Origin of the sequence: Duffyella sp. Ts4 (assembly GCF_051851875.1) — a bacterium.
Taxonomy (GTDB): Bacteria; Pseudomonadota; Gammaproteobacteria; order Enterobacterales; family Enterobacteriaceae; genus Duffyella; species Duffyella gerundensis.
On sequence record NZ_JBLYPN010000006.1, the window covers coordinates 222,514 to 247,717 of the forward strand.

Here is a 25,204-nt window from a genome sequence, read left to right on the forward strand (position 1 = left end):
ACACGCTGGCCCGGTACACACTGGGCCAACGCTTACAGAACAGGTAAAACTCTTTTTGCCGTGTGATTAACCATTCATCTCGAGACTATCATTCTCATCATTACTGGCGCTGGCCGCTAACGGCGCGCTGATATCGAGATAAGTTTGTAATTCAATAAGATGCTTACGCATCAACTTCTGTGCACGTTCAATTTCATCTTTCAGCAGTGCATCGACAATCTCTTTATGTTCGTCATAGTGGCTAAAAATCACCTCAGACTGACGATAAAGCATCATCACCAGCGCACTGCGCGCCAACAAATTAGCCAGGATATTTTCCAGCACGCTGTTACCCGCGATGCGCGCCAACAACAGATGAAATTTATCCAGCTCATACACAATATCGTGCATATCGTGGCGTTCGATAACCGCCCGTTCATTCCGCTGTTGTTCGAGAATCTCCGCTGACCAGGCAACAATTTTTTCTGGTGTAATTAATGCAACAATCGCTGGCTCAATTGCCTGACGTGCGATAAAAACCTCCCGGGCATCACGCCTTGAAGGGGTTGAAACGACCGCGCCAAAGTTAGGTGCGATAGTAACAATATTCTGCAGCGCCAGACGTTGTAGCGCGCTTTGCACATGATTGCGATTAGCTGAGAGAGATTCAACGAGCTGCGACTCAATCAAACGGGTGCCAGGACGCAACTTGTGCTGCGAAATTGCACGCGTCAATTCATAGACAATCCGTTTAATCTCCTTCTGCTTCTCGGTGAGCTTAATCGCCATGATTTTTCGTATCCTCAATAATTATTCCCAACGATGACCTCACCCCTGTTTTGGATTAATAACGCTAGCAATCTTAAGGCGCCCACACCCATACACCGGGTATCCATACAGTATAACGTTTTGCACGATTACACGCGAGTGTCAGATGGGATTCCAGCGGCACTTTATGTACCAAAAAAGTGGATAACAGCGTTTTTTTAACAAAAGAAATAATGCATAAATCAATTTCTTTCATCACTAAAAACAGACGAAGCGGCGGATAAAAAGATCCCTTCAAGATTAACAGACCTGCATATAAAGCATTCTTTTTGGTGAAAATGTTGAGATATCAAATTTTATTTTATTGAACGTGAAGCTCCATTTTATTATGTTGGTAGCTATAGCCTTTCACTAAGAGTTATAGTGAGTATTATATGTAACACTTTGTCTATTTAACGTTGTGTCATAGCATTTCAAGGCATTATCGATGAAGTTGCAGAGCGCATCCATCTTTTAAAAAAAGACATGTAAATAATATTTACCATCTCAATATTCAACATTCATAAAGACAAAATAGATTTCGGAGGATATTATTATTTCGATGATAAATAAGCGTTTATCATTGCACCACTTTTAATTCATTCAGCGGGTTTTAATCAGGCTGAAAACGATTCTTCCGCTCTTATTCAACTTTTTTTGCATACCTGAATTGGCGAAAAAAGGTAGGGCACTGAAATAATAAACTGACTGTTCCAGCACGTTATCATCGTCTCAGGCCTGCTGGAAAATTCATGATTCAAACAATGGGAAAAGATGGATTTTACGCATTTGATGGCTAAGCACAACCTGAAACAGAACAATATGGCTTTTCGGCACGGGCTTTATCAGCATCATTGGAATCCTGACCAGCAGATAAGTGTCGACGGCGCTTTGCCCTCGCGAGAGCGTGATTTAATAAGGAACAACACGGGACGGGATCTCCCCAAAAAGATGTAGCGATGAAGATAAATAACCAATAAATTCATAATATTATATTAAATATAACGTTAACCTTTAACCCTAACGGCGGGTACGAACACGGCGTTAATATTGTCGAGCTGTGCACTATTTGTCACACTGCCCTACCCGCCTGCGCGTGAATCCTCTCACCGTCAGCGAAGCACATGATTATTGCAAATACCTTCGCGGTATATTTCAGCTAGTGCTATCGCTCACCCTCTCTTTTTTCTGCACGACGTGCCCCGATTAGCGCTGGTCGGCCAGGCCATTAATTGCCGGAATACTGATCAACATTGATCCGATATTCAACGCTAAAAAACATTATTAATATTGGCATCAGCAATCCGTTTTTTACCGGCATACTGCATTACGTCTACATAAAACAGAAAAATAATATTATGCCAAAGCCTGTTTGTCGCACCGGTATACGCGTCTTTTTTACCTTGTGACGACATGACAAACCTGTTGATAACGCTATACGCCCATAACCATAGTTTATCAGCAGCTATTATCGATGTTATCGCGTGCGCCACAGAAACCAGGGTTGTAACGCCGTGCTAATAAAAACCAACGCAAAACACGGTTGCTTATATAACACCATTATGATTAAAGGTTTGCTTCCCTTCGACTCTGACAGGTCTACGCGAATACGTACTGACGTAGATAATTTCAACAAGAGAAAGTCACCGCCTTCAAACAATATTATTCATCTGTTGTTCGACGGTTAAAAGAAGAAGCGCGTAAACACGCATGTTGTCGCTGCGCTAATTGATGATTATAGAGAAGAGTTCCCTATTTAAAAACGTTAACTCTGGCCGTCAGCAGTCAAGGTCGCATTATCGATTTTTGCTTGCCGATACAGGAAAAAAATTATTACTGACTCTGGCGCAACACGCTATTTAATAACGTCAGTTATCAGCTGGAAAAGTAGTGTTGCCAATGCGATATTGAGGTTATCTGAAGTCCGCTTCCACCATTCCGGTGTACGATGGATTACCCGATGCGTACCATAAGTGACTGCGCGCCTTAAGTCAGCTTACAAAGGGATAGCTGATGCTGGCCATCAACTGCATTTACTCTGTTCAGACAGCCTCCTGACTGAGTTTCTCAGCGCAACCACTGCCGCCAACGATATGCGTAATCGGTGTCTTCGCTATCAATCAGCACGCTGTTATTACTACGCAGATCATATCGGCACCACCGACAGGCAAAATGCTCACCCAGATAAATTTTTTCGTCGCGGACAGAAATGTCTCATTTTTGCTATTCTCTGCGTACCGATCCGCTTATAGATGCAGCGCGATCACTGTTATCGGTATTTAGGGAAAAAAATGAAATTTAAAGGCCTCTCCAAGGGATTCTTCATCCTGCTGCTTGCGCTTGTTACCTGGGCTTTCTTTGATGTATTAAGCCCCTATTTTTCAGCGATTTTATGGGCTGCCATTCTGGCGGTGATCTTCTATCCGCTGAAAACCAAACTCCGTGAAGCGATGGGCGATCGCAATGGTGCCGCGTCGCTGGTCACTATTCTGATCATCTGCCTGATCGTGTTCACGCCGCTGGCTATCGTCGCCTCTTCGCTGGCCATGGAATTTAATATCATCTACACCAAGCTGCAGGCGAACAATACGCCGCTGCCCACGGTGCTGAATCAGGTTACACATCACCTGCCGGGCTGGGCGCGTAGCTTTCTCTCCGAACAGCACCTGAACAGCGCAACTGAAATTCAGAAGAAGCTGTCTGATGTGGCGTTACGCGGTAGCCAGTATCTTGCCGGCAGTGCGTTTTTGATTGGTAAAGGCACCTTTAGCTTTGTGGTCGGTTTCGGCGTAATGCTCTATCTGCTGTTTTTCCTGCTGAAAGATGGTGCCTGGCTGGTCAGCCTGATGATGGAATCACTGCCGCTGTCGAAATTTATGAAGCATCACCTGCTGGTGAAGTTCGCGGCGGTGTCGCGGGCGACGGTCAAAGGCACCGTGGTGGTCGGTATCGTACAGGGGGTATTAGGCGGGCTGGCATTCTACATTGTCGACATTGAGGGCTGTTTGCTGTGGGGCGCATTGATGGCGTTCCTGTCACTGATTCCAGCGGTGGGTTCAGCCATTATCTGGGTACCGGCTGCGGTCTATTTCTTCGTTTCCGGTATGCTGTGGCAGGGTCTGTTCCTGGTGGGCTTCTTTGTGGTGGTCGTGGGCCTCGCGGATAACCTGCTGCGTCCACTACTGGTCGGCAAAGACACCAAAATGCCCGATTATCTTATTTTGATTGCCACGCTTGGCGGCATGGAAATCTATGGCATCAATGGCTTTGTGGTGGGTCCGCTGATCGCTGCGCTGTTTATTGCCTGCTGGAATTTGCTCTCTGGCCGTGATAACCAGGCTAACACTGACGAACTGGATGAAGATTTCATCGAAGAGGGTCGCCTGCCGCCTGGCGCGTAATTCTCCTCTCTCCCGGCTCCGCGCCGGGAGTTTTCTTCTGTTTTCTGCCCTACTCGCCTCCCCTGCCGCTTCGCATGAATCTCCCGCACAAAGACACTATCTTTATTATTCATCTTGTTATCGGAGCAGCATTCAGGAGTAAAGGCATGAAATATTGGTACTTCATCTCACTTATTGCCGCAGCGGCGTACCTTTTTGCATTTTTACCTAAATTACGCACTCAGCGTGAACCCATCGCCTATTGGGGCTGTTTTGTCTATCTGGGCGCATCGGCAATCTGGTGGGGGCTTTACGGGCTGCGTCATTACTTTGGGTTGATTTGATCTGGAGTCGGGATTCCCTGAAGGCACAAGCGTCATTAGGGAACCCGGCTAAACCGCGAAGAAAGGAATTTTGAGAATGAAAACGAAATGGGAAACAGGAATATAAGAAGATGGTGCCGATAAGAGGAGTCGAACCTCCGACCTTCGCATTACGAATGCGCTGCTCTACCAACTGAGCTATATCGGCATGGGGAAGGGATTGCGGGGCGATAAATTATGAAAAATCATGAAATGAGTCAAGTCGTCGTGGCGCGACCGCTGCTTTTATCGGCAGGATCGGCAGGCAAAAAAAAAGCGAGGCCGTAGCCTCGCCGGTCAAATGACCTGTTCCACCAACAAGCTTTACCTAATCAGGTTCGATCTAGTCGTAATACGCAATTTTATGGTCAACGCCGTTGATATTGACGGTGATATAGCCGCCCGGCGTCGTGGCATTCGCCGGTTGTGCTGCCACCGCGGTAGCCAGAGTCAATACGCCCTTCTCATTGGCACCAATACCGGCCAGACCATTGTGCAGCGCGAAACGCATCTGTGGTTTCGTCGGCCCCAGTTTGGTCAGATCGGTAATCAGCGAGAAGTCAGGGGAAAACTGCGAGCAAACGCCTGCGTCAAAGCGCGTTGGTCCGGTGGTTTTCAGATTGAACATGGTATCGCCGCTTCCCGCCTTGAGCTTGACCCATAACTCAACGAAATCAACGCCCTGACGGTTGTAGCGCGCATCAATAATGGCAGGCGATCCGCGATGGAACATATCCACCCATACCGAGCTGCCGCGCTGCAGGTTTATTTCCGTTACGCCGGTTGATACCGTGGCGGTTGGGCTACCGGCCGTGCCTGATGGATCGGCGGTGCCTGCCCGGCCAATAAACTCAGCCACCCACTGTTGGTTAGCGATCGGGAAGTTGAATGCCCCGATGCGGTACCAGTTATCGGTATCGGTGCTGTTATTGATGCGATAGCCGGAGTAGTGCCCAACGCGCATTGACCCCGTCAACTGCGTACCGAAGTTTTCGTCACGCCGCCAGCCATATTCATAACCGGATAACCAGCGCGGTGATGCCATCGCCGTGGAGAGTTTGGCACCGGCCTGCAGGTTGATCTGGCTCATCAGGACGCGGCTGTTGTCGAGATTCAGCGGATTGGAACAGCCTTCCAGGTTGAATACCTGAATTTTCCACTGTCCTTCTGACAGGTTACCCGGGTAGCGGGTACGCTCAATCCAGACGTTGCTGATCAACCCTTGCGTCATGCGTGGCATATAAAGCGTGGCGTCGCCATAGCCGCTCTGGAAATTCGAGTTGGTGATCTCAATCGCCGTGGAGTGGTTCCAGCCACCGCCGGGCGAATTTGACCAGCCCACATCAAAGACGCGGCCAAAGGTGTTACCGGTATAGATTTGGTCAAATTTACTGTCAAACGTATCGATCAGCTTGAACACCGTGCCGCCGGCATTTTGCGCTTTAAAGCAGGTGACGTTGGTCGACTGCCCTTGCGTGATAATGTTTTCCAGAAACGGCTGCGCATTGGTACACATAGAAGCGGCAATGGCCGCGGTATTGATGTTGATGTCGGCTGACGCCTGGCCGTTCCAGGAGATACCCCGAATAGCCGTACGCCGCGCCTTGATTTTGAACACCGGCGCATCGCTTTTATTGGAAATAATGATGGTACGAGGCACCGCCCCCAGCTCGACGTCATCGCCGTACAGGCCAAAGAACCCTACTTCGGTTGTACTGATATCGATAGGCGAGATGAGGTACTTACCTGCTGGAAAACGGATCGGCAGTCCGTTGACTTCAGTATTCCAGGTACGGGCCCAGTTCATATAACGAACCACGGCATCGTTATCATCGGTGGTGCCATTGGCACGTGCGCCGAAATGCAGCACGTTGATCAGTGCCGGATCGTTGATGGTGCGCCGCCAGAAGAAATTCGTACCCACCGCCACGGTGCCGCCATTATCCGCATACGGACTGTTGCCGGTGAAGGTAAAAGCAACGAATTCACCGCCTCCACGAAAGGTATTATCACCAGCGTAGTAACGTTTTAAGGTAGCAACATCACCCTGTTTGGCAGGTACGGTTGTTCTCAGTTCGGCAAAAGAGTTCACTTCAATCATATATTCCTCCTCAGGAATACCGGCATAAAAAAGCCCCTGCGAAGCAGAGGCCAGATTGATGAATTAGCAGGACTATTTGGTGGCGTTGGCCTGACAAAGCGAATCCCACAGTTCGTTGTGGGCGTTGATCGCTCTGATGGTGCGGATATCCAGCACGCGGGCATCGTCACCATGGGTGATAATCGGGGAAAAAAGAGAACAGGATGAATCGGTCAGCGCGACCGGTTCAGGGTTGGTGGTAGTTTGACTGCTGCAGCTTGTCACGAGCAGCAGCATCATCAAGCCCGTTATTCGTGTTTTGTACACGGTTAGCCTCCTCACGGTTCTGTTGCTGTTGTTTGGCGACGGCGGAGATCTGCGCCGACTCTTTACGCGCAGCGGCGATATCCGCCCGCGCCCGCTCTTTGGTTTTGGCAATCTTGTGGCCACCGAGATAGCTGGCAAACAGCGCTGCCACCAGCGCCGCCAGACCTGCCAGCCACTGCCAGCTGCCGCCTAATAACGCGGTTAATACGCTCATGATGTCGCCTCTCTACTGGCTGCTGCCATTGTTGGTCGTGATATTACTGGTGCTGTTGGTTGTACTGACGGTGGTGCTGTTAGTGCTGGTGTTGCTCTGGCTCTGCAACTCCTCCTTGCGCTGCACAAGGTTTTTCTGCCGGATAAACTGCGCAATCACCGCCATGGCGACCATAAACGCCCCGAGGAAACCGAGATAGTTTTGCGGCAGATAGGATTTGATATCTTCCGGCAGTGCCTGCCAGCCACTCATCGCCGCATCGGGAAAAGATTGCGCCCAGGCACTGAGCGCAGAACCCAGCGAGCCAAGCCACACCGACCAGGTTTTGAACAGCAACTTAGCGTGAGAAACGAACTCCAGTGTGGTGAATCGTTGCAGCAGGATCACTGTCACGACCAGCAGCAGCACTGGCACAATAAAATAGACGTAAATCATAACAACCCCTTGTAAACATCGTAGGTACCGCTGCGCATCACTTCAGCATGACGTCGCGCACGGCCTGGTGTCTGTCGTGCCCACAGGCTATTCAACATGCCGTTAGCTGCACCGCTGAAATCACCGGCCGCGACCATCTTCAGCGTTTCATTAAACGCCGCAAGCCCTTCGACACCCAGCTGATAGGCCATGCTGAACAGCACATCGCGTCGCGGTTCGTTGCACTGCTCCAGCGCCTGACGGAGCAACGGACGCTTTTCCATTTCTGAAGCTTTACTCTCCAGAATGCAGTGCTTCCAGATGTCACCCACCTGGCGAGGCACACGGAATGAATAGTTGGATAGCGACGCGCCTTTCGGCCCGATGCGAATACCGCCCGCCACGGTTGGAAATCCCTGCGTGTCCAGATAAGGCGCGTCCACATAGCCTTCTTCAAAATTTAAAATGGGAATGATCTGACTCATAACGTCACCTCTCTGACATGCACGGTGAATGATAAAAAAACGAACAATATTGATTAATAAGCGTGACAAAACCTGGCGATAGCAGGCAGCTAAACATCAGCAAAGCTGAAGTTTTAAAAGCAGGAGTGTTTTGCTAATTACTACCGTTTAAAAATAGAGACGGGTGCCTCTTAACGGCAATGCTGACGTGCAGGGGTTGCAAGATAATCCGCGCCCGCTTTTTCACGATCGTCACTGACCGCATAAAGGTAAACATGCGGTAAGCAGCAGTTATCAAAACTGGCTTCGGTACGGGCTCGAGGGACAATTTGCGCAACGGCGCGTTGCACACGGCTCAGAGATTTGCGCTTGCAGATTTGCTCTGCCTTACGCAGCGGTTCGGGGGGTGCCTCCAGACAAAATGCGAGATCGATGCTCTGTTTAAGCTGACTCATCGCCTGCCGCCGATTGTGGCGCCGGGAACGAGCGTTGCCAATGAAAGTTGATTTGCCATAACTGATTATCGCCATAACTCCTCCTGTGAATGAGTCTTTGGCGATGGGATGGCATGCGCTCGTATCCGGAAACTGGACAGTTCAGGCGCATATTTCGCTCACAAAAAAAGATCCTGACTGCGTTAACAATCAGGATGCATTTTTCGTCAGACAGAAAATGAGCGTTTACCGACGCTACCTATGCGCATCCACCCCATCCCAAAGCTTATTCGCTTTTGGTTTGGCTTAGTGTTGCGCTTGTGCAGCGCCTGAATTGTTTAAGAGCAGTACAGTCCGTGTAGCGGTATGACGTCTTCCATGTGCAAATTATTAACTGGCACTTATGATTTATCAACAACCAAAAGTTAATTTTTTATTCACTAGCGGTTAACCTTATGATCTTTGGGAAACTTTATTTTTATCCGGGGGGAAAAACGGGCGGAAAGTGGCGCAAATCTCCGGTTTTACCCGGAAATTAACCAAGGAATTGATAGGCGCGTGGCTGACTCATGATGACTTTTGCATGCACCTGCATGCCTTGAGCCTCTTCGCGTGTGAGATACCACGTCTCATAACGTTTGTTATCCGAGATCACCGCGAGCTTGCGATGCTGCTGCTGCAAACGTTTCAGATAGAGTTGATCGTCGAGGGTAAAAATGTAGATACCATCGCCATCAAACAGCTGAATGCTGATGTCGACGAAGATTTGATCGCGCGGCTCGAAGGTGCCGGACATGGCATCGCTGTTGATGGCGATCAGCCGGATACTTTCAGCAGGTCGGCCGTTAAACAGCACCCGCGCTTCATCAATGCCATACTCAATGGCGGTAATGGTTTCCACGAACTCGTCGCGCGGGTGTGCACTGCCCGGCAGATTGATCGTGAAATCGAGTACTTCAACCCGGTAGCTACCCTTGCCGATGCCGCGAAAAAGGTGGTTGGCTTCGCCATCGGCGGTCACGTTACCGGCGCCATATTCAAGCCACTCGGCGCGAACGCCCAGCAGTTGGCTCAGGGCGAGTATATTTGTTGCATCAGGTATTGCCTGACCATGAAACCATTTCCATACTCCTGGTGTGGAGATTTTGCACCCCTGCTTCTGCAATGCATCAGCAACCTGTTTGTTTCGTCCATGACCGCTAACACCTGCACTCTCACAGGCGGCAATCAGTCTGGCAGTAAAGGCTTGTTTAGAACACTCTCTTTTAACCATTAGTTATTTTTCTGCCATGAAGAAATGCTTACTGTTATTTCTGATTTTTTGCTACCAGTTCATTTTATATTACCGTCGGTTGGCTACCCAAAAGAATTTATTAAGCATCACCTGAGGTAATTATGTGGTTTACCCTGAATTGACCTGACTCAGAGATGAGAAAAATCGCAACGGAAAAGCAGCACGCCAGGTTTTACCCGGCGCAGAGACGCGTTGAATATCATGGCAAAGCACGGACGGGAAGCGCTGGCTGAACATCGACAGCATTTTACAAGGCGCGAGCCGAAAGAAAAAAAGAGATGCCATATAAACCACAAAGCAGGAAAAATCTTAATGGGGGAGAACGCGTAACGCTCTGCTAATGACTGGATCTAAAATGTACGTTTTTTTGGCAAAAAAAACGGGCAATTCACTGCCCGTTTTTATGCTTGTCATGCGCGGATAGTGTTATCGCCCCAGGCGATCCATTTGTAGGTGGTTAACGCCTCCAGCCCCATTGGGCCACGGGCATGCAGCTTTTGCGTACTGACCGCCACTTCTGCACCAAGACCAAATTCCCCGCCGTCGGTAAAACGCGTGCTGGCGTTGACATAAACCGCAGACGAGTCCACCTGATTGACGAAACGATTCGCTGCCTGCTGATCGCGGGTTAAAATCGCGTCGGAGTGCTGTGTGCCGTGCTCACGGATATGATCAACCGCAGCGGCTAAATCAGCCACCACCTTGACGTTAAGATCAAGTGACAGCCATTCGTCATCATATTCATGCGGCTGAATCAGGCTGACGGCCGCCGGACCGCGTTGTAACAGCGCCAGTGCGTTAGCATCGGCGTGCAGCGTAATGCCTTCGTCGGCGGCGCGCTGACTGAGCAGCGGCAGAAACGTGGCGGCAATCTCCTGATGAACCAGCAGCGTTTCCAGCGAGTTACAGGCGCTCGGACGCTGTTTTTTGGCGCTGATGATGACCTTCAGCGCGTCACTGAAATCAACGCCGGGATCGACATAGGTATGGCAAACGCCAATACCGCCGGTGATCACCGGAATGGTTGAGTGCTCGCGACACAGCTTGTGCAGGCCAGCGCCGCCGCGCGGAATCAGCATATCGACATAGCGGTCGAGCTTCAGCAGTTCATTAACCAGCGCGCGATCGGGATTGTCGATCGCCTGTACCGCGCCCGCCGGTAAGCCGTGCGTCAGCAGAGCATTCTGGATCACCTTCACCGTGGCGGCATTGGTACGATGCGTCTCTTTACCGCCGCGCAGGATCACCGCATTGCCGGTTTTCAAACAGAGCGACGCAACATCAACGGTGACGTTGGGCCGCGCCTCATAGATCACGCCCACCACGCCGAGCGGCACGCGGCGACGCTCAAGGCGCAGGCCGCTGTCGAGCAGACCGCCATCGATCAGTTGCCCGACCGGATCGGCCAGATAACAGACCTTACGCACGTCATCCGCGATGCCTTTCAGGCGTTGCGGATTCAGGGTTAATCGATCCAGCAACGCGTCGCCCATGCCATTGTGCCGCGCATCCGCCACATCTTCTGCGTTAGCAGCCAGAATCGCCGCGCTCTCCGCTTCCAGGCGATCGGCAATACTTTGCAGCACCTGATTTTTTTGCTGGGTGGTTAATTCTGCCAGCTGATACGATGCGGCACGCGCCGCCTTTCCCATTTTCTCAAGCATTACGCCTCCTTAGCTGACAATCAGATCGTCCCGATGAACAGCAACCGGACCATATTCATAACCGAGAATGTCGCTGATTTGCTGACTGTGATGTCCGGCGATCATGCGCATCGCATCGCTGTTATAGCGTGAAACACCGTGCGCAATGTCGCGGCCATCAAGGCTGCGAATGCGGATCACTTCACCCCGGGAAAAATTACCGTGAATGGTACGAATACCCTTGGGCAACAATGAGCTGCCGCGCTCAAGAATCGCCGCCAGCGCGCCGTCGTCGACGATCAACTCACCGGCAGGCGGTGCGCCAAAAATCCAGCGCTTGCGATTTTCCAGTGGCGTTTGCAACGCATGGAAACGGGTGCCGACCGGCGTACCGGCAATCACCTCGGCGATCACGCCCGGCTTGCTGCCAGCCGCGATAATGACATCCACGCCGGCGCGGCAGGCAATATCCGCCGCCTGCAGCTTGGTCGCCATGCCGCCGGTGCCCAGCCCAGACACGCTGCCGCCCGCAATGGTGCGCAGCGCATCATCAATGCCATGCACGTCGGTAATCAGCTCGGCCTGCGGGTTGTCGCGCGGATCGGCGGTAAACAGCCCTTGCTGATCGGTTAGCAGCAGCAGCTTGTCGGCTCCGCCGAGAATCGCCGCCAGCGCCGACAAATTATCGTTGTCACCGACCTTAATTTCTGCGGTCGCCACCGCGTCGTTCTCGTTGATCACCGGCACAATGTGGTTATCGAGCAGCGCACGCAGCGTGTCGCGGGCATTGAGAAAACGCTCGCGATCTTCAAGGTCGGCGCGGGTCAGTAGCATCTGGCCGATATGAATACCGTAGATGGAAAAGAGTTGTTCCCACAGCTGGATTAGCCGGCTTTGGCCAACGGCAGCCAGCAGCTGTTTAGAGGCGATAGTCGGCGGCAGTTCCGGGTAGCCAAGGTGTTCGCGCCCCGCCGCCATGGCGCCAGAGGTGACAATAATAATGCGATGTCCCGCCGCGTGCTGCTGCGCACACTGACGAACCAGTTCCACGATATGCGCGCGATTTAACCGACGCGATCCGCCAGTAAGTACGCTGGTCCCCAGTTTTACCACCAGGGTTTGGCTGCCGCTCATGCTGTCCTGCCGTTAGTGAATTTGAAGAATCGAATATTTAAACAGGAGTCGATCAGGAAACCAACTCTCACGCCGGGAAAAGCACAAAAAACCCGGGACAGCGGCGTAGACCAAAAGTTCGCCATTCACCAGAAATGCGTGGAATTGTCATAAAAACTTCACCTCTTACAGGTAAAAATTGCCTCGCCTTTATAAAGCCGATCACGGCAAAAATTATTTTTACTCATTGGGATTGTAACAAATGAACAAACGCGTACTGGCATTAACTATCACTGCGCTGCTGGCGTCTGCATCATCACAGGCCGCTGAGGTTTATAACAAAGATGGCAACCGTCTCGACTTCTACGGCAAAGTGAAAGCGATGCGTTACATGAGCGATGCCGACACCAACGCCAGCAACAACACAGACAAAACCTATGTGCGTATCGGCTTTAAAGGCCAGACCCAGATCAACGATATGATGACCGGCTACGGCCAGTGGGAATACCAGTACAACGCCAACAACTCTGAAGGCAGCGATGCCAACACGGGTAACAAAACCCGCCTTGGCTTTGCCGGGATTAAGTTCAGCGACTTTGGCTCCATCGATTACGGTCGCAACTATGGTCTGATTTATGACGTAGAAGCGATCACCGACATGATGCCGGAGTTCGGTGCCACCGCGTACACCTCAGCCGACGTCTATATGCTGACGCGCACCAACGGTGTGGCCACCTGGCGTAACACCAACTTCTTTGGCCTGATCGACGGCCTTGACGTTGCCTTGCAGTATCAGGGCAAAAACGAAAGCAGCGGCCGCAGCAATAATACCTCCAACGGCGACGGCATGGCGGGTTCGATCTCCTATAAAATCATTGATGGCCTGAGCATCAAGGGCGCGGTCTCTTCCTCTAACCGCACCGTGGCGCAGAAAAACAGCGCATTTGGTCAGGGCGATACCGCGGAAGCCTGGGCAACCGGCCTGAAATATGACAAAGATGGCGTCTATCTGGCGGCTAACTATGCGGAAACCCGCAACATGAACCCGATCAGCGGCACCGCGCAGGTTGGCGGCAATAACGTAGCGGTCAGCGGTTATGCCAACAAACTGCAGAACATCGAAATTGTTGCCCAGTATCAGTTCGATTTTGGTCTGCGTCCGTCGCTGGCTTACGTGCAGAGTAAAGTGAAGGATATCGAAGGCGGCGTGGGCGACGCGGATTACACCAAGTTTGCTGACGTCGGTGCAACCTACTACTTCAACAAAAACATGTCCGCCTTTGTCGATTACAAAATTAACCTGCTGGATGACGACAACACGCTGGCGCGCAACACCGACGATATCGTCGCGGTGGGCGTAACCTACCAGTTCTGATGCCGTAGCGGGAAGCTCACCGTCGCATGACAAAAACAAAAAAGGCTGGAATCTGTTCCAGCCTTTTTTCTGCCTGATTTTTACCGCGATCAGGCGGTCAGTTTCACCGGCTCGTCAGCAAAATCTTTCGCCGGGCGCAGATCGAGTTCCATTTCGGTCAGCAGCGCTTTTAAACGATCGTGGAATTTACGCAGCGTCTCTTCCAGCTTCTCGTTGTTTTCTTTCCCTTTGATGGCAGATGGCTTCCAGTTGCCCTCTTTATCAAACAGGCCGAAATAGTACTCGTAGGTGAAGTGATCGGCGTGCGCCTCCAGCTCCATCCACCATCCCCAAAACTCGCGGCTTTCCGGTGCCGGTTTAACATTGACGCAAACCGCCAGGCAATCAAAGAAGAAGCGTTCGTTTTCGCATTTCTGTTCACGAATATAGGGCCCCAGCGCGGTAAAGCGCTTCATCAGCCGACTCTTCGGATGTCCACTCGGTAACGTCATGGTTTAACCTCCATAGATGAGGATTTTGTTATAGCAAAGTATTGAATAATAGCAAATCATCTTGCCAGACGTTTCTCAATCCAGTCGCAGATCTTCAGCAGTGCCTGATCGAAACTTTTCATTACCGGCGAGAAGGTCACCGGCAGCAGTTGTCCCTCGGCGGAGGATCGCGCAATCAGTCGCGAATCTTCTTCCGGGCTGAACGGATCGTTTTGCCAGTAGCCGGAAAGCATCGGCACCGGCGTGCGCCGTCCCAGCAGCCCCTGCATTTTCAACGAGTAGCGACCCAGCTCGGTGCGTAACGCGCTGCTGGTAGCGCTGGTCATACCGAGACGGCTGGCGAGCATATCCATGTACATTTCCGGCACGCGATCCTGACGCTGACTTTCGGTAAGCAGGCTGTGCACGATGGGGCCGAGACAGGCAACGCCGCGCAGCCGCGCCGACTCCAGATAGCCGAGGCGCACCGCCACGTTGGCACCAAAGCGGAAGCCAAAGGCGACCACGCGCGTGTGGTCCACCCACGGCACCGTTTCCAGGCCGCGCAGCACGTGCTGATGCAGAAAACTGCTGTCCTGGGTCAGTTTATATTTTGAGGAGAAGCCCACCGAGGGCATATCGACGGTCAGCATGGCGATGCCACGCGGCGCGAGATAGTCATGAAAGAAGCGATAATGGTCGCTTTGCAACGCATCCAGGCCACCGCACATCAACACCACCGGATAAGGCGCGTCGACGTTGGCAGGCATGTGCAAAAAACCGGTGATCGGACTGCCGTCGGGAATGGGAAACTCCAGCGCTTTTAGCTCGCCCGGCAGGCGCCGCGTCGCCTCTTCATAGGCGCGATTGGCCAGCGCTTCTGCCTGCTCAGCCAGTTCGTCACCTTTGATGTGCGGATACGCGGCCAGGCTATACAGATGTGCGGCACGCAGCCAAAACTGTCCGGCGTCCTCATCCGCAGAATCCAGCGCCTGCTGCTGCCAGATGCCCGCCTGGCGTGACCATTCGTAAATCCAGTTGCCGTTGCGAAAGCCGATTACCGTATCAAGCCGGGTGGGATCGGTGCGTTCTGCCTGACTGACCGCAATGCGCGCCATCACTTCACTGATCTCCAGCAATGACAGCCCGCGCCATGCCCACATAATGCGGTTGATCATGCGATACCAGCCGACCGGGTTTTCACCGTCCAGCGTGGAGTGCACGGCAACGGTTTGTCCGGTGCGATGACGCACCAGCGCTGAGGTTTCAGGATGTTTAAATCGCGGCTTGAATAACTCTTCGCTCAGGTTCTTTGCACTCATTGTGGCCTCCTCCTGGGATGGGACGATGCACAAGTTTACTGTAGCTCCCGCAATGGCGCGACCCGCAGAAACAACAACGCCCGGATAACCGGGCGTTGTATGTGACAGATCAATCACTTTTGCACAATTGGCGGAATATAAACCACGCCCATGTCCCACGGTTGCTCAATCCAGGTATTTTGCGGAATATCGACCACATAGTCGTCGACCAGCGGGCGACCGGCCGGTTTAGCGAAAATGGTGACGAAACGTGCTTTTGGATACATGTCGCGGATCGCCTGCGCGGTGCCGCCGGTATCCACCAGGTCATCAATCACGATAAAGCCTTCGCCATCACCTTCGGCGCGCTTCAGGACTTTCATCTGACGCTGGTGATCGTGGTCATAGCTGGAGATGCAGACGGTATCGACGTGACGAATACCCAATTCGCGCGCCAGTAATGAAGCTGGCACCAGGCCGCCGCGGCTGACCGCAATAATACCGGTCCACTGCTCAACCGGCAGCAGACGCTGTGCCAGCTTGCGGGCGTGAATCTGGAGCATGTCCCAGGTGACGACGTATTTTTCGCTCATATAAAGATATCCCGGCCAATGTTATTGGCTTAAAAAATGTGCAATGGGAAAAGGTTGCGCGAGATTATAAGGATGATAATCATTAAAAACCAGTCCGGACGGCTGATTTTAGCGCCTGCGGATAACGCACCCTGCAATAAAGGGTGATATTCTCAGGCCATCACGTCAGCAGTGCTGGCGGCGATCTTTCACTGGAACCAACGCGTGCGGGCAATAACTGCTCCCCACCGACACAGGAGATTTGTCGTGTCTGAACTCTCTCAACTCTCGCCACAGCCGCTGTGGGATATTTTCGCTAAAATCTGTTCGATTCCCCACCCTTCTTATCATGAAGAAGCGCTGGCAGAACACATCGTCAGCTGGGCAAAAGAGCAAGGTTTTTGGTGCGAGCGCGATGCCGTAGGCAACATCCTGATCCGCAAGCCTGCCACCGCCGGGCTGGAAAACCGCAAGCCGGTCGCGCTGCAGGCGCACCTTGATATGGTGCCGCAGAAGAACAACGATACCGTTCACGATTTCACCACCGATCCGATTCAGCCTTATGTTGATGGCGAATGGGTGAAAGCGCGCGGCACCACGCTGGGCGCCGACAACGGCATCGGTATGGCCTCGGCGCTAGCGGTACTGGCTGACAAAACCGTCGAGCACGGCCCGCTGGAAGTGCTGCTGACCATGACCGAAGAGTCCGGTATGGATGGCGCTTTCGGTCTGCAGGCCAACTGGCTGCAGGCGGAAATCCTGGTGAATACCGATTCCGAAGAAGAGGGCGAAGTCTATATGGGCTGCGCGGGCGGCGTTGATTTTATCACCACGCTGCCGGTTGAGCGGGAAGCCGTGCCAGCCGATTACGAAACTCTGCGTCTGACGCTGAAAGGCCTGAAAGGCGGCCACTCCGGCTGCGATATTCACGTTGGCCTCGGCAATGCCAACGAGCTGCTGGCGCGTTTCCTCGCGGCACACGCTCGCGATCTCGATCTGCGCCTGATTGAATTTACCGGCGGCACGCTGCGCAACGCCATTCCGCGTGAAGCTTTTGCCACGCTGGCAGTACCGGCTGCGAAAGTTGACGCGCTGAAATCAGCGGCGATGGCCTATCTCACCACGCTGCAGAACGAACTGAGCGACAAAGATAAAAACGTCAATCTGCAAACCGAACCGCTGGCGCATAACGGGCAGGCGCTGACGGCCAACAGCCGCGATCGTTTTATTGCGCTGCTGAACAGCACGCCGAACGGCGTGATCCGCAATTCTGACGTGGTAAAAGGCGTGGTCGAAACCTCGCTGAACGTCGGCGTGGTGGCGATCAACGATCAGCAGGCTGAAATCATCTGCCTGATCCGTTCGCTGATCGACAGCGGTAAAGAGTATGTGGTTGAAACGCTGACCTCGCTGGCCGAACTGGCCGGTGCGCATGGCGCAGCAAAAGGCGGCTATCCTGGCTGGCAGCCTGACGCCAGCTCGCCGGTGATGGCGCTGGTGCGGGAAACCTACCAGTCACTGTTTGGTAAAACGCCAAACATTCAGGTGATTCATGCCGGTCTGGAGTGCGGTCTGTTCAAGAAGCCATATCCGAATATGGATATGGTGTCGATTGGCCCGACCATCACCGGTCCGCATTCGCCGGATGAGCAGGTGCATATCGCCAGCGTTGGCCTGTACTGGCAGCTGCTGACCGCCCTGCTGAAGGCGATTCCTGCAAAATAATCACGGCAGCGTGTAACGGGCGAGCGGTCAGCTGACCGCTCGCCTTTTTTATGCCCTGGGCGTCAAAACCACTGGCCAAAGCGGCGGATGTACAGCTGCTTCGCGCCCTGCACTACCACGCAGTAGCCCGCCAAAATCGCCACTAGCCAGAGGAAGTAAGCGGGCGGCAACGCCACCATGCCTACCGCAGCGGCAAACGGCGAAAAGGGTATGCCGATGCCCACCGCCACAATCAGCAACGTCATGATCACCACCGGCCAGCTGGCGCAGCTCTGCAGGAAAGGGATCCGTCGCGTGCGCAGCATATGCACCACCAGCGTTTGCGACAGCAGCCCTTCAATAAACCAGCCTGACTGAAACAGCGACTGATACGCGGGCGCGTTGGCGGCGAACACAAACCACATCACGCCCCAGGTGGCGATATCAAACAGCGACGAAGTCGGCCCCATAAAGAGCATAAAGCGGCCAATGTTTTTAGCATCCCACTGCCGCGGCTGAGCGAGAAATTCCGCATCCATGCCATCCCACGGCAGCGACATTTGTGAAATATCGTACAGCAGGTTCTGGATCAGCAGCTGAATCGCCAGCATCGGCAAAAAAGGTAAAAAGGCGCTGGCCACCAGCACGGAAAAAACGTTGCCAAAATTGGAGCTGGCGGTCATGTTCAGATACTTGATGATATTGCCGAACGTCTGCCGTCCCAGCAGCACACCCTCCTCCAGCACCAGCAGGCTCTTTTCGAGTAAAATGATATCCGCCGATTCCTTTGCAATGTCGGTGGCGGTATCTACTGAAATGCCGATATCGGCGCAGCGCAATGCGGGCGCATCGTTGATGCCATCGCCGAGAAAGCCGACGGTATGGCGATTCTGCTGCAACGCCTGCACCACGCGCGTTTTCTGCCGTGGCGTCAGCTGACAAAACAGCGTACGACGCTCCACCGCCTGCGCCAGGCTGGCATCGTCCAGCGCATCGATGTCACCGCCGCGCAGCGCCTCATCAACCTGCAGTCCAACATCACGACAGATTTTGGCTGAGATAATGGCGTTGTCGCCGGTCAGCACCTTGACGCTGACGCCGTGCTGATGCAGCGCGCGGATCGCCGCGGCGGCGCTCTCTTTAGCGGGATCGAAAAAGGTCAGCAGGCCAACAATCGTCAGATCGCGCTCGGCGTCGGCGATCAACGCCAGGCCATGAGCCTGACTCAGCGTACGTTCGCCGATCAACAGTACGCGAAAACCCTCAGCGTTCAGCTGGCTCACCTGCTGCTGCAAAGCGGCAATGCGCGCGTCATCCAGCGCCAGCGATCGTTCGCCGCACTGCACGCGGGTGGCCACCGCCAGCATCTCATCCACCGCGCCCTTGCAGATCAGGCGGTGTTGCTTTCCATCGGCCAGCAACACCGAAAGCCGCCGCCGCTCAAAATCAAAGGGTAACTCATCCACTTTTTGATAACGCTGGAGCCTCTCGCTGGCGTGCGGCGCCTCTGCAAGGCGCAAAATGGCGCGATCCATCATATTTTTAGCGCCGCTCTGATAAAAGCTGTTGAGCAACGCCAGCTGCGCCACGCGCGCATCGGGCTGACCCACGCTGTTCAGACAGCGATCCAGGACAATGTTGTCCTGCGTCAGGGTGCCGGTTTTATCGGTACAGAGCACGTCCATCGCGCCGAAATTTTGTATAGCGTTCAGTCGGCGCACCACCACTTTACGCCGCGACAGCATGATGGCACCTTTTGCCAGGTTGACGCTGACGATCATCGGCAGCATTTCCGGCGTCAGGCCCACCGCCACCGCCAGGGAAAACATCAGCGCATCGCTCCAGTCATGATGCACCGCGCCGTTGATCACAAACACCACCGGCACCATCACCAGCATAAAGCGGATTAACAGTTTGCTGACGCTGTTAACACCGTGCTCAAAAGCCGTCTTCGGTTTGTTAGCCAGCACCGCACTTGCCAGACCGCCATACCAGGTCTGGTTGCCGGTAGCCACCACCAGCGCGGTCGCCGATCCGCTGACCACGTGCGTGCCCATCAGGCAGATGCCGGGCTGGCTTAACAGCGCCTGCTCGTCCTGCGACTGTGCGACAGCCTGCGCCACGGCATACTTTTCCAGCGGCAGCGATTCACCGCTTAATGCCGCCTGACTGACCAACAGGTTGCGGCTGCTGATGAGTCGCACGTCGCCAGGAATGGTGTCGCCCGCGTGCAGCACAACGATGTCGCCGGGCACCACGCTGGCCAGCGGCACCTCGCTTTCTGCGGTGGTTCCATGCTGATCGCAGCGAATAACCGTGGCGTAGCTGTGCACCATGTTTTGCAGAATGGCCGCGGCTTTATTAGTGCGGTACTCCTGAAAGAAACTCAGCATGGCGCTGAGCAGCACCATGGTCAGCATGATGGTGACTTCCGTCAGGTCGGTCTCTTCACCGTGTCGCCACGGCAGCCAGAAGTCGGTAACAAAGCCCACCGCGGCGAGCGCCAGCAGCACAAAAATAAACGGATTGTTAAACGCCAGCGCGAACTGGATTGCCACCGGCGGCGCTTTTTTGCCAGCGATTTCGTTGCGGCCATAATGCGCAAGCCGTTGCTTTGCCTCGTCTGACGACAGGCCATGCGGGTGGCTATTAAGCTGCTGCATGACATCATCCAGCGCGTGCTGCATTTGACGATCCACCGCATAGCGCGGCGCTGTTTTCTGAATTTTAGACATGATCTGGCCCCACCTTGGGAAAAGTGACAGATGCAGGAATGGCCTGCGGTTAAGGGATTAGGGTGGGGAGAAGCGAAGAGAGGCGTGCCGATCTGACGTGGTATGCGCTTTCGTCATCTTCACCCGCTGGGTCGGTGTTTCATAGTCATCTCCACGGTGAATACGTTATGCCGCACGGGCGGCAATAAGCACAGCATGTTGGGGGGATGAAACCGCTCACAGAGGGGTGAAGCATCGCCCGCCACAGAAAAAGGCAGGCAAACTACAGAGGAAAGTTTACCTGCCGGTGAATAAGGCGAAATCGCCGGGGTTGTCGTCCAATCTACTCGCCTCATGCTGAAATTTGGCAAGACTATAGCCCCGTAGCCAGAACCTGTAAACCGCCCTGAGCAGGGTGTACCTTTGGCAAGAATATCTAAATTAATTGTTATAAATCATTAAATTATATAAAAACGTCCGCCTGTTTCTGCCGCTGCGTTCGTCAACGCTTTATCAACAACGCGTAAAAAACGACTGACTCGCGGCAGATGCCAACGCAATCGACAGAACAGCAATGCGGACCCTTTTACACCCAGATGTCTGGATGGCTAGTAATATTTTGTGTTAGCTTATAGCCTTTCGGTCGTTGCCACACCTGTCCGGACAGGAAAAAATGCGACACGTCACTGGCTTACAGGTGCTAATGGATTGATGAGTGAAATAAACCGTCTTGATATGCGCAATATCTCAATCAGCTTTGGCGGCTTTGCCGCACTGCGTCAGGTTGATTTCACCCTTGAAGGCCATTCAATCCATGCGCTGACCGGTGCCAATGGTGCCGGGAAATCAACGCTGATGGCCGTGCTGTCCGGCGCGCATGCCGATTACAGCGGCGAAATCCTGCTGGATAACCAGCCGATCGCTATTCGTTCCCCGCGCGATGCCAAACAGGCCGGTATTCATATCGTACAGCAGGAAGTTGACGTGGCACTGGTGCCACAGCTCAGCGTGGCGGAAAACATTCTGCTCGATCAGATCGCCGCCTCGGGCGGACGCTTTAGCTGGCGCGCGTTGCGTCAACAGGCCCGCCAGCTGCTGGCCCAGCTTGATGTGCAGCTTGACGTCAGGCGCAACGTTGAACGCTGCACGCTGGCCGAGAAACAGCATATTTTGCTGGCGCGCGCCCTTTCCCACCATTGCCGTTTCCTGATTCTTGATGAGCCCACTGCCCCGCTCGATCGTCATGAAAGCGAGCGGCTGTTTAACGTGGTGCGTCGGCTGCAACGCGACGGCATCGGCGTGGTGTTTATCTCGCACCGCATTCATGAGCTGAAGGCGATTTGCGATCGGCTGACCGTGCTACGCGACGGCCAGCTGATCGAAACCCTGCCGATGCAGGCGCTGAGCGGCGAGCAGATTGTTGAAAAGATGCTCGGCCATCAGCTTGATGATATCTATCCGCCTGCACGCCCGGCGCCGTCAACCGAGACCCTGCTGGCGGTGGAGGGGCTACATGACCAGCATCTCCTGCAGGACATTTCGCTGCGGCTACACAAAGGCGAAATTCTCGGCATCGCCGGGCTGGCCGGTGCCGGTAAAAGTGAACTCTGTAAGGCGCTGTTTGGCGCATCGATCAGCCATGTGCGTAGCGGAGAGCTGCATGGCAAGCCCTGGCGTCCGCGCTCACCGCACCATTCTGTCCGCCAGCGCATGGCGCTGGTGCCGGAAGAGCGCCGCAAAGAGGGCATTTTCATCGATGAATCGGTGAGCATGAACCTCAGCGTCAGCGCCGATAAAAGCTTTTCACGTGCCGGGCTATTCGATCGTCGTCAGGCGTGGCGCTGGGCAGAAAGCCTGATCCAAAAACTTAACGTGCGCACCACCGGTCCGCAGCAGCTCCTGCGACGCCTGTCGGGCGGCAATCAACAAAAGGTGGCAATTGGCAAATGGCTGCGCAACGACGCCGACGTGCTGATTTTTGACGAGCCGACCAAAGGCGTGGATATCAAAGCAAAGACCGACCTTTTTACGCTTATTGACGGCTTGGCGCGCCAGGGCAAAGGCGTGATCTACGCCTCGGGCGAGTTTTCAGAACTGGTTGGCCTGTGTGACCGCATCTGCGTGTTATGGGATGGGCGCATCGTGGCTGAAATGGCCGCCTGCGACGTCGATGAAGAAACCCTTTTATTCTATTCCACCGGAGGAACCCCTGCGTGAGCAGCAACGATCAACGTCTCCCAACGCAGCCTGCGCTGCGTCATCATCTGTTCGAGTTCCTCTATAAATGGGGCATGTTGCTGACGGTGGTGCTTCTGATTGCCGGCTTTGGCCTGGCATCTGACAGCTTTCTTGAACCCAATAACATCATCAATATTCTGCGCTCCATCGCCATTGTGACGGTGATTGCTATCGGCGTATCGATATCGCTGACCGTGGGCGGCTTCGATCTGTCGGTGGGTTCAACCGCTTCGCTGGCTAACGCACTGGTGATCTCACTGTTCGTCTGGTACGGCTTCGGCACCACTGCGGCGATTGTGATTACCCTGCTGCTCTGCACGCTGGTTGGCTTGTTCAACGCCTTTCTGATTGTCGTATTGAAAATCCCCGACATGCTGGCGACGCTGGCGACGCTGTTTGTGATTCAGGGCGTGGCGATGACCTACAGCTTTGGCGGCTCGATCACCGAAAACATGGTGCTGCCGAGCGGCGATATGGCGGAAGGCACCCTTCCCGCGGCCTTTGGCCTGCTCGGTCAGGTGCCGGTTATCGTGATTATCATGCTGGCGGTGACGCTAGTAGCTCAGCTGGCGCTCTCGCTGACCCGCCATGGCCGCCGCATGTATGCGCTGGGTGGCAACGCGGAAGCGGCACGGCTCTCCGGCATTCGCACTACCCGTTATCGCGTGCTTGCCTATGTGATCGCCTCGCTGCTGGCCGGGCTGGGCGGCATTTTGCTCGCCTCGCGCATCGGTTCGTCGCAGGTCAATGCGGGCAGCGGTTACCTGATGGATGCGGTCGCCGCGGCGTGGATCGGATTTTCGCTTGCCGGTTCCGGCAAACCCAACGCGCTCGGCACGCTGGTTGGCGCGGTGATTCTCGGCGTCTTACAAAATGGTCTGGTGATGCTTTCCGTTCCCTATTACGCCATGGACATTATTAAAGGGCTGGTGCTGGCGATAGCGCTGGCGATTACTTACATTCAGCGCCGCTAAGGCGTTCACAGACAGGGTAAAAAAATAATGAAAACCTTCCGCTGTTCACTGCTGGCGATGAGCCTGCTCGCCGCCGTTCCCGCCTTTGCCGATAGCACCGCTGCGGTGCCGGCAGCCATTGCCAACCATGACGGTCCGGTGCGCATTGCGGTGATCCGCAACCTCGGCTCAGACGATAACACCACGCAGTTTGTTGCCGGTGCCATCCAGCAGGGACGCAAGCTCGGCTTCAAGGTCAGCACCTTTTTAAGCAACGGTGATGATGCCCGCTTCCAGGACTTCGTGAACCAGGCGATCAGTCAGAAATATGATGGCATTGTGCTTTCCCACGGCAAGGCACCTTACGCCAGCGCGCTGGTAAAACGTATCGCCGATGCGGGCATCAAGGTGTCGGTGTTTGATACGCCGGTAGAGGGCACGCTGCCTGGCGTTACCGTCACCGCGCAGGATGACGCCTCGCTCGCCTCGCTGTCGCTTAATCAGCTGGTTAAGGATTTCAACGGCAAAGCCAATATCGTCAAGCTGTGGGTGGCCGGTTTCCCACCGATGGAACGCCGCCAGGTGATCTATGAAAAGGTGTTAAAAGAGAATCCAGGCATTAAACAGCTGGAGTCGATTGGTGCGGTCTCCTCTGATGTACAGGGCGATACCGCCAACAAGATCGGTGCCATTCTGGCGAAGTATCCTAAAGGCCAGCTCGACGCGATTTGGGGCGCCTGGGATGCGTTCAGTCAGGGCGCTTACAAGGCGTTGCAGGAGAATGGCCGCACCGAGGTAAAGCTCTACAGTATCGACGTTTCTAACCAGGATTTGCAGCTGATGCGGCAGAAAGCGAGCCCGTGGAAACAAACGGTCGCCGTGGACAGTAAGCTGATTGGGGCGATAAACATGCGGCTGGTCGCCAAAAAAATCGCCGGTGAAGCCACGCCCGCCACCTATCAGTTCAAGGCTAACGCCATTTCACAGGATCAGCTTAACGGCCAGCAGGGTGCGGTTAACGTCGCCACGCTGAATAAGATTATCCCCGGCTGGGGCGAGAGCACGGATTTTGTCTCGCCGTGGTTTGCGACGTTGGCAGCCCAAAATAAGTAGTGGCATTGCTGGCTGGCAATGGGGGCAGCGTCCTGTGGCCGGAAAGGCCGGTTTTTTGCCTGGCAGGCGGCGTTAAGGTCAATGTCTTAAGGTCAACGTCTTAAGGTCAACGTCTTAAGGTCAATGTCTTAAGGTCAATGTCTTAAGGTCAACGTCTTAAGGTCAACGTCTTAAGGTCAATGTCTTAAGGTCAATGTCTTAAGGTCAACGGCCATTTCGTTCTGCCCTTCGGGCCGCCCGAGCAGGGGCGGCA

At 53.9% G+C, this 25,204-nt stretch carries 20 protein-coding genes, 1 tRNA gene and 1 pseudogene; 7 read left to right on the plus strand and 15 right to left on the minus strand.

Features of this window, described 5'->3' with window-relative positions; translation table 11 throughout:
* Window positions 1–66: 66 nt before the first annotated feature.
* Window positions 67–768 (minus strand): GntR family transcriptional regulator, encoded by a 702-nt coding sequence (locus ACJY2L_RS12165; RefSeq protein ID WP_439212693.1) that lies wholly within the window; start codon window positions 766–768, stop codon window positions 67–69.
* 2,309 nt (window positions 769–3,077) lie between these two features.
* Here ACJY2L_RS12165 and ACJY2L_RS12170 point away from each other — a divergent pair.
* Window positions 3,078–4,187 carry an AI-2E family transporter gene (locus tag ACJY2L_RS12170; protein WP_209500451.1) on the plus strand — a complete coding sequence of 370 codons (1,110 nt, stop codon included), beginning with the start codon at window positions 3,078–3,080 and terminating at the stop codon, window positions 4,185–4,187.
* A 146-nt stretch (window positions 4,188–4,333) separates the two neighbouring features.
* Window positions 4,334–4,510, plus strand: coding sequence for a hypothetical protein (locus ACJY2L_RS12175; protein ID WP_173645357.1), 177 nt, complete (start codon window positions 4,334–4,336; stop codon window positions 4,508–4,510).
* A gap of 111 nt (window positions 4,511–4,621) precedes the next feature.
* Here ACJY2L_RS12175 and ACJY2L_RS12180 read toward each other — a convergent pair.
* The 10 genes and pseudogenes from ACJY2L_RS12180 to proB form a co-directional block, all read right to left on the minus strand.
* Window positions 4,622–4,697, minus strand: a tRNA-Thr gene (locus ACJY2L_RS12180).
* Between the two features lie 174 nt (window positions 4,698–4,871).
* Window positions 4,872–6,629, minus strand: a complete 1,758-nt coding sequence (locus ACJY2L_RS12185) for an amylovoran biosynthesis protein AmsF (RefSeq protein WP_439212692.1) — start codon at window positions 6,627–6,629, stop codon at window positions 4,872–4,874.
* Window positions 6,630–6,701: 72 nt separating this feature from the next.
* Window positions 6,702–6,893: a hypothetical protein gene (locus ACJY2L_RS12190; protein WP_439212691.1), complete on the minus strand. Its 192-nt coding sequence runs from the start codon at window positions 6,891–6,893 to the stop codon at window positions 6,702–6,704.
* The gene (locus ACJY2L_RS12195) at window positions 6,856–7,149 is read right to left on the minus strand and encodes a hypothetical protein (RefSeq protein ID WP_439212690.1); all 294 of its coding nucleotides are present in this window, start codon (window positions 7,147–7,149) and stop codon (window positions 6,856–6,858) included. The genes ACJY2L_RS12190 and ACJY2L_RS12195 overlap by 38 nt, the downstream gene beginning before the upstream one ends.
* A gap of 90 nt (window positions 7,150–7,239) precedes the next feature.
* Window positions 7,240–7,584, minus strand: a pseudogene (locus ACJY2L_RS12200) (hypothetical protein); the annotation flags it as partial.
* Entirely contained in the window at window positions 7,581–8,048 is a 468-nt protein-coding gene (locus tag ACJY2L_RS12205; RefSeq protein WP_439212688.1) for a lysozyme, read from the minus strand. The gene ACJY2L_RS12205 and the pseudogene ACJY2L_RS12200, both read right to left, overlap by 4 nt.
* A 170-nt stretch (window positions 8,049–8,218) precedes the next feature.
* Complete coding sequence (locus ACJY2L_RS12210) at window positions 8,219–8,557, minus strand: hypothetical protein (protein ID WP_071852483.1); 339 nt, start codon at window positions 8,555–8,557, stop codon at window positions 8,219–8,221.
* Between the two features lie 439 nt (window positions 8,558–8,996).
* A complete protein-coding gene (locus ACJY2L_RS12215; protein WP_439212687.1) occupies window positions 8,997–9,734 on the minus strand; it encodes a S24 family peptidase in 738 nt (245 codons plus the stop codon).
* Window positions 9,735–10,165: 431 nt separating this feature from the next.
* Entirely contained in the window at window positions 10,166–11,419 is a 1,254-nt protein-coding gene (gene proA, locus ACJY2L_RS12220; RefSeq protein ID WP_439212686.1) for a glutamate-5-semialdehyde dehydrogenase, read from the minus strand.
* A gap of 9 nt (window positions 11,420–11,428) precedes the next feature.
* Window positions 11,429–12,532: a glutamate 5-kinase gene (proB, locus tag ACJY2L_RS12225; RefSeq protein WP_067428245.1), complete on the minus strand. Its 1,104-nt coding sequence runs from the start codon at window positions 12,530–12,532 to the stop codon at window positions 11,429–11,431.
* Between the two features lie 241 nt (window positions 12,533–12,773).
* On the opposite strand from proB, the gene ACJY2L_RS12230 reads away from it, so the two are divergent.
* The gene (locus ACJY2L_RS12230; protein ID WP_187486239.1) at window positions 12,774–13,886 is read left to right on the plus strand and encodes a porin; all 1,113 of its coding nucleotides are present in this window, start codon (window positions 12,774–12,776) and stop codon (window positions 13,884–13,886) included.
* Between the two features lie 89 nt (window positions 13,887–13,975).
* Here the strand turns inward: ACJY2L_RS12230 and crl are convergent, their stop codons facing one another.
* The 3 genes from crl to gpt all read right to left on the minus strand — a co-directional run bounded on the left by crl (window position 13,976) and on the right by gpt (window position 16,250).
* Window positions 13,976–14,377 (minus strand): sigma factor-binding protein Crl, encoded by a 402-nt coding sequence (gene crl, locus ACJY2L_RS12235; protein WP_067428240.1) that lies wholly within the window; start codon window positions 14,375–14,377, stop codon window positions 13,976–13,978.
* A 56-nt stretch (window positions 14,378–14,433) separates the two neighbouring features.
* Window positions 14,434–15,678 (minus strand): esterase FrsA, encoded by a 1,245-nt coding sequence (gene frsA / locus ACJY2L_RS12240; protein WP_187486240.1) that lies wholly within the window; start codon window positions 15,676–15,678, stop codon window positions 14,434–14,436.
* Between the two features lie 113 nt (window positions 15,679–15,791).
* A complete protein-coding gene (gene gpt / locus ACJY2L_RS12245) occupies window positions 15,792–16,250 on the minus strand; it encodes a xanthine phosphoribosyltransferase (protein ID WP_067428237.1) in 459 nt (152 codons plus the stop codon).
* Between the two features lie 246 nt (window positions 16,251–16,496).
* Here gpt and pepD point away from each other — a divergent pair, with 246 nt between their 5' ends.
* Complete coding sequence (gene pepD / locus ACJY2L_RS12250; RefSeq protein WP_439212685.1) at window positions 16,497–17,954, plus strand: beta-Ala-His dipeptidase; 1,458 nt, start codon at window positions 16,497–16,499, stop codon at window positions 17,952–17,954.
* Window positions 17,955–18,016: 62 nt separating this feature from the next.
* On the opposite strand, the gene mgtA is transcribed toward pepD, so the two are convergent.
* The gene (gene mgtA / locus ACJY2L_RS12255) at window positions 18,017–20,668 is read right to left on the minus strand and encodes a magnesium-translocating P-type ATPase (protein ID WP_439212684.1); all 2,652 of its coding nucleotides are present in this window, start codon (window positions 20,666–20,668) and stop codon (window positions 18,017–18,019) included.
* Window positions 20,669–21,358: 690 nt separating this feature from the next.
* Between mgtA and ACJY2L_RS12260 the strand changes: the two genes are divergently transcribed.
* The 3 genes from ACJY2L_RS12260 to ACJY2L_RS12270 are packed head-to-tail and all read left to right on the plus strand — an operon-like array spanning window position 21,359 to window position 24,951.
* Entirely contained in the window at window positions 21,359–22,864 is a 1,506-nt protein-coding gene (locus tag ACJY2L_RS12260) for a sugar ABC transporter ATP-binding protein (RefSeq protein ID WP_439212683.1), read from the plus strand.
* The gene (locus tag ACJY2L_RS12265) at window positions 22,861–23,859 is read left to right on the plus strand and encodes an ABC transporter permease (RefSeq protein WP_439212682.1); all 999 of its coding nucleotides are present in this window, start codon (window positions 22,861–22,863) and stop codon (window positions 23,857–23,859) included. Before ACJY2L_RS12260 ends, ACJY2L_RS12265 begins: the two co-directional genes overlap by 4 nt.
* A gap of 27 nt (window positions 23,860–23,886) precedes the next feature.
* Window positions 23,887–24,951, plus strand: coding sequence for a sugar ABC transporter substrate-binding protein (locus tag ACJY2L_RS12270; RefSeq protein ID WP_067428228.1), 1,065 nt, complete (start codon window positions 23,887–23,889; stop codon window positions 24,949–24,951).
* Window positions 24,952–25,204 lie beyond the last annotated feature (253 nt).

Coding starts and splice junctions, on each gene's coding strand:
- ACJY2L_RS12165 (WP_439212693.1), bottom strand. CDS start 768: ATGGCGATTAAGCTCACCGAGAAGCAGAAGGAGATTAAACGGATTGTC.
- ACJY2L_RS12170 (WP_209500451.1), top strand. CDS start 3,078: ATGAAATTTAAAGGCCTCTCCAAGGGATTCTTCATCCTGCTGCTTGCG.
- ACJY2L_RS12175 (WP_173645357.1), top strand. CDS start 4,334: ATGAAATATTGGTACTTCATCTCACTTATTGCCGCAGCGGCGTACCTT.
- ACJY2L_RS12185 (WP_439212692.1), bottom strand. CDS start 6,629: ATGATTGAAGTGAACTCTTTTGCCGAACTGAGAACAACCGTACCTGCC.
- ACJY2L_RS12195 (WP_439212690.1), bottom strand. CDS start 7,149: ATGAGCGTATTAACCGCGTTATTAGGCGGCAGCTGGCAGTGGCTGGCA.
- ACJY2L_RS12205 (WP_439212688.1), bottom strand. CDS start 8,048: ATGAGTCAGATCATTCCCATTTTAAATTTTGAAGAAGGCTATGTGGAC.
- ACJY2L_RS12210 (WP_071852483.1), bottom strand. CDS start 8,557: ATGGCGATAATCAGTTATGGCAAATCAACTTTCATTGGCAACGCTCGT.
- ACJY2L_RS12215 (WP_439212687.1), bottom strand. CDS start 9,734: ATGGTTAAAAGAGAGTGTTCTAAACAAGCCTTTACTGCCAGACTGATT.
- proA (WP_439212686.1), bottom strand. CDS start 11,419: ATGCTTGAGAAAATGGGAAAGGCGGCGCGTGCCGCATCGTATCAGCTG.
- proB (WP_067428245.1), bottom strand. CDS start 12,532: ATGAGCGGCAGCCAAACCCTGGTGGTAAAACTGGGGACCAGCGTACTT.
- ACJY2L_RS12230 (WP_187486239.1), top strand. CDS start 12,774: ATGAACAAACGCGTACTGGCATTAACTATCACTGCGCTGCTGGCGTCT.
- crl (WP_067428240.1), bottom strand. CDS start 14,377: ATGACGTTACCGAGTGGACATCCGAAGAGTCGGCTGATGAAGCGCTTT.
- frsA (WP_187486240.1), bottom strand. CDS start 15,678: ATGAGTGCAAAGAACCTGAGCGAAGAGTTATTCAAGCCGCGATTTAAA.
- gpt (WP_067428237.1), bottom strand. CDS start 16,250: ATGAGCGAAAAATACGTCGTCACCTGGGACATGCTCCAGATTCACGCC.
- mgtA (WP_439212684.1), bottom strand. CDS start 20,668: ATGTCTAAAATTCAGAAAACAGCGCCGCGCTATGCGGTGGATCGTCAA.
- ACJY2L_RS12260 (WP_439212683.1), top strand. CDS start 21,359: ATGAGTGAAATAAACCGTCTTGATATGCGCAATATCTCAATCAGCTTT.
- ACJY2L_RS12270 (WP_067428228.1), top strand. CDS start 23,887: ATGAAAACCTTCCGCTGTTCACTGCTGGCGATGAGCCTGCTCGCCGCC.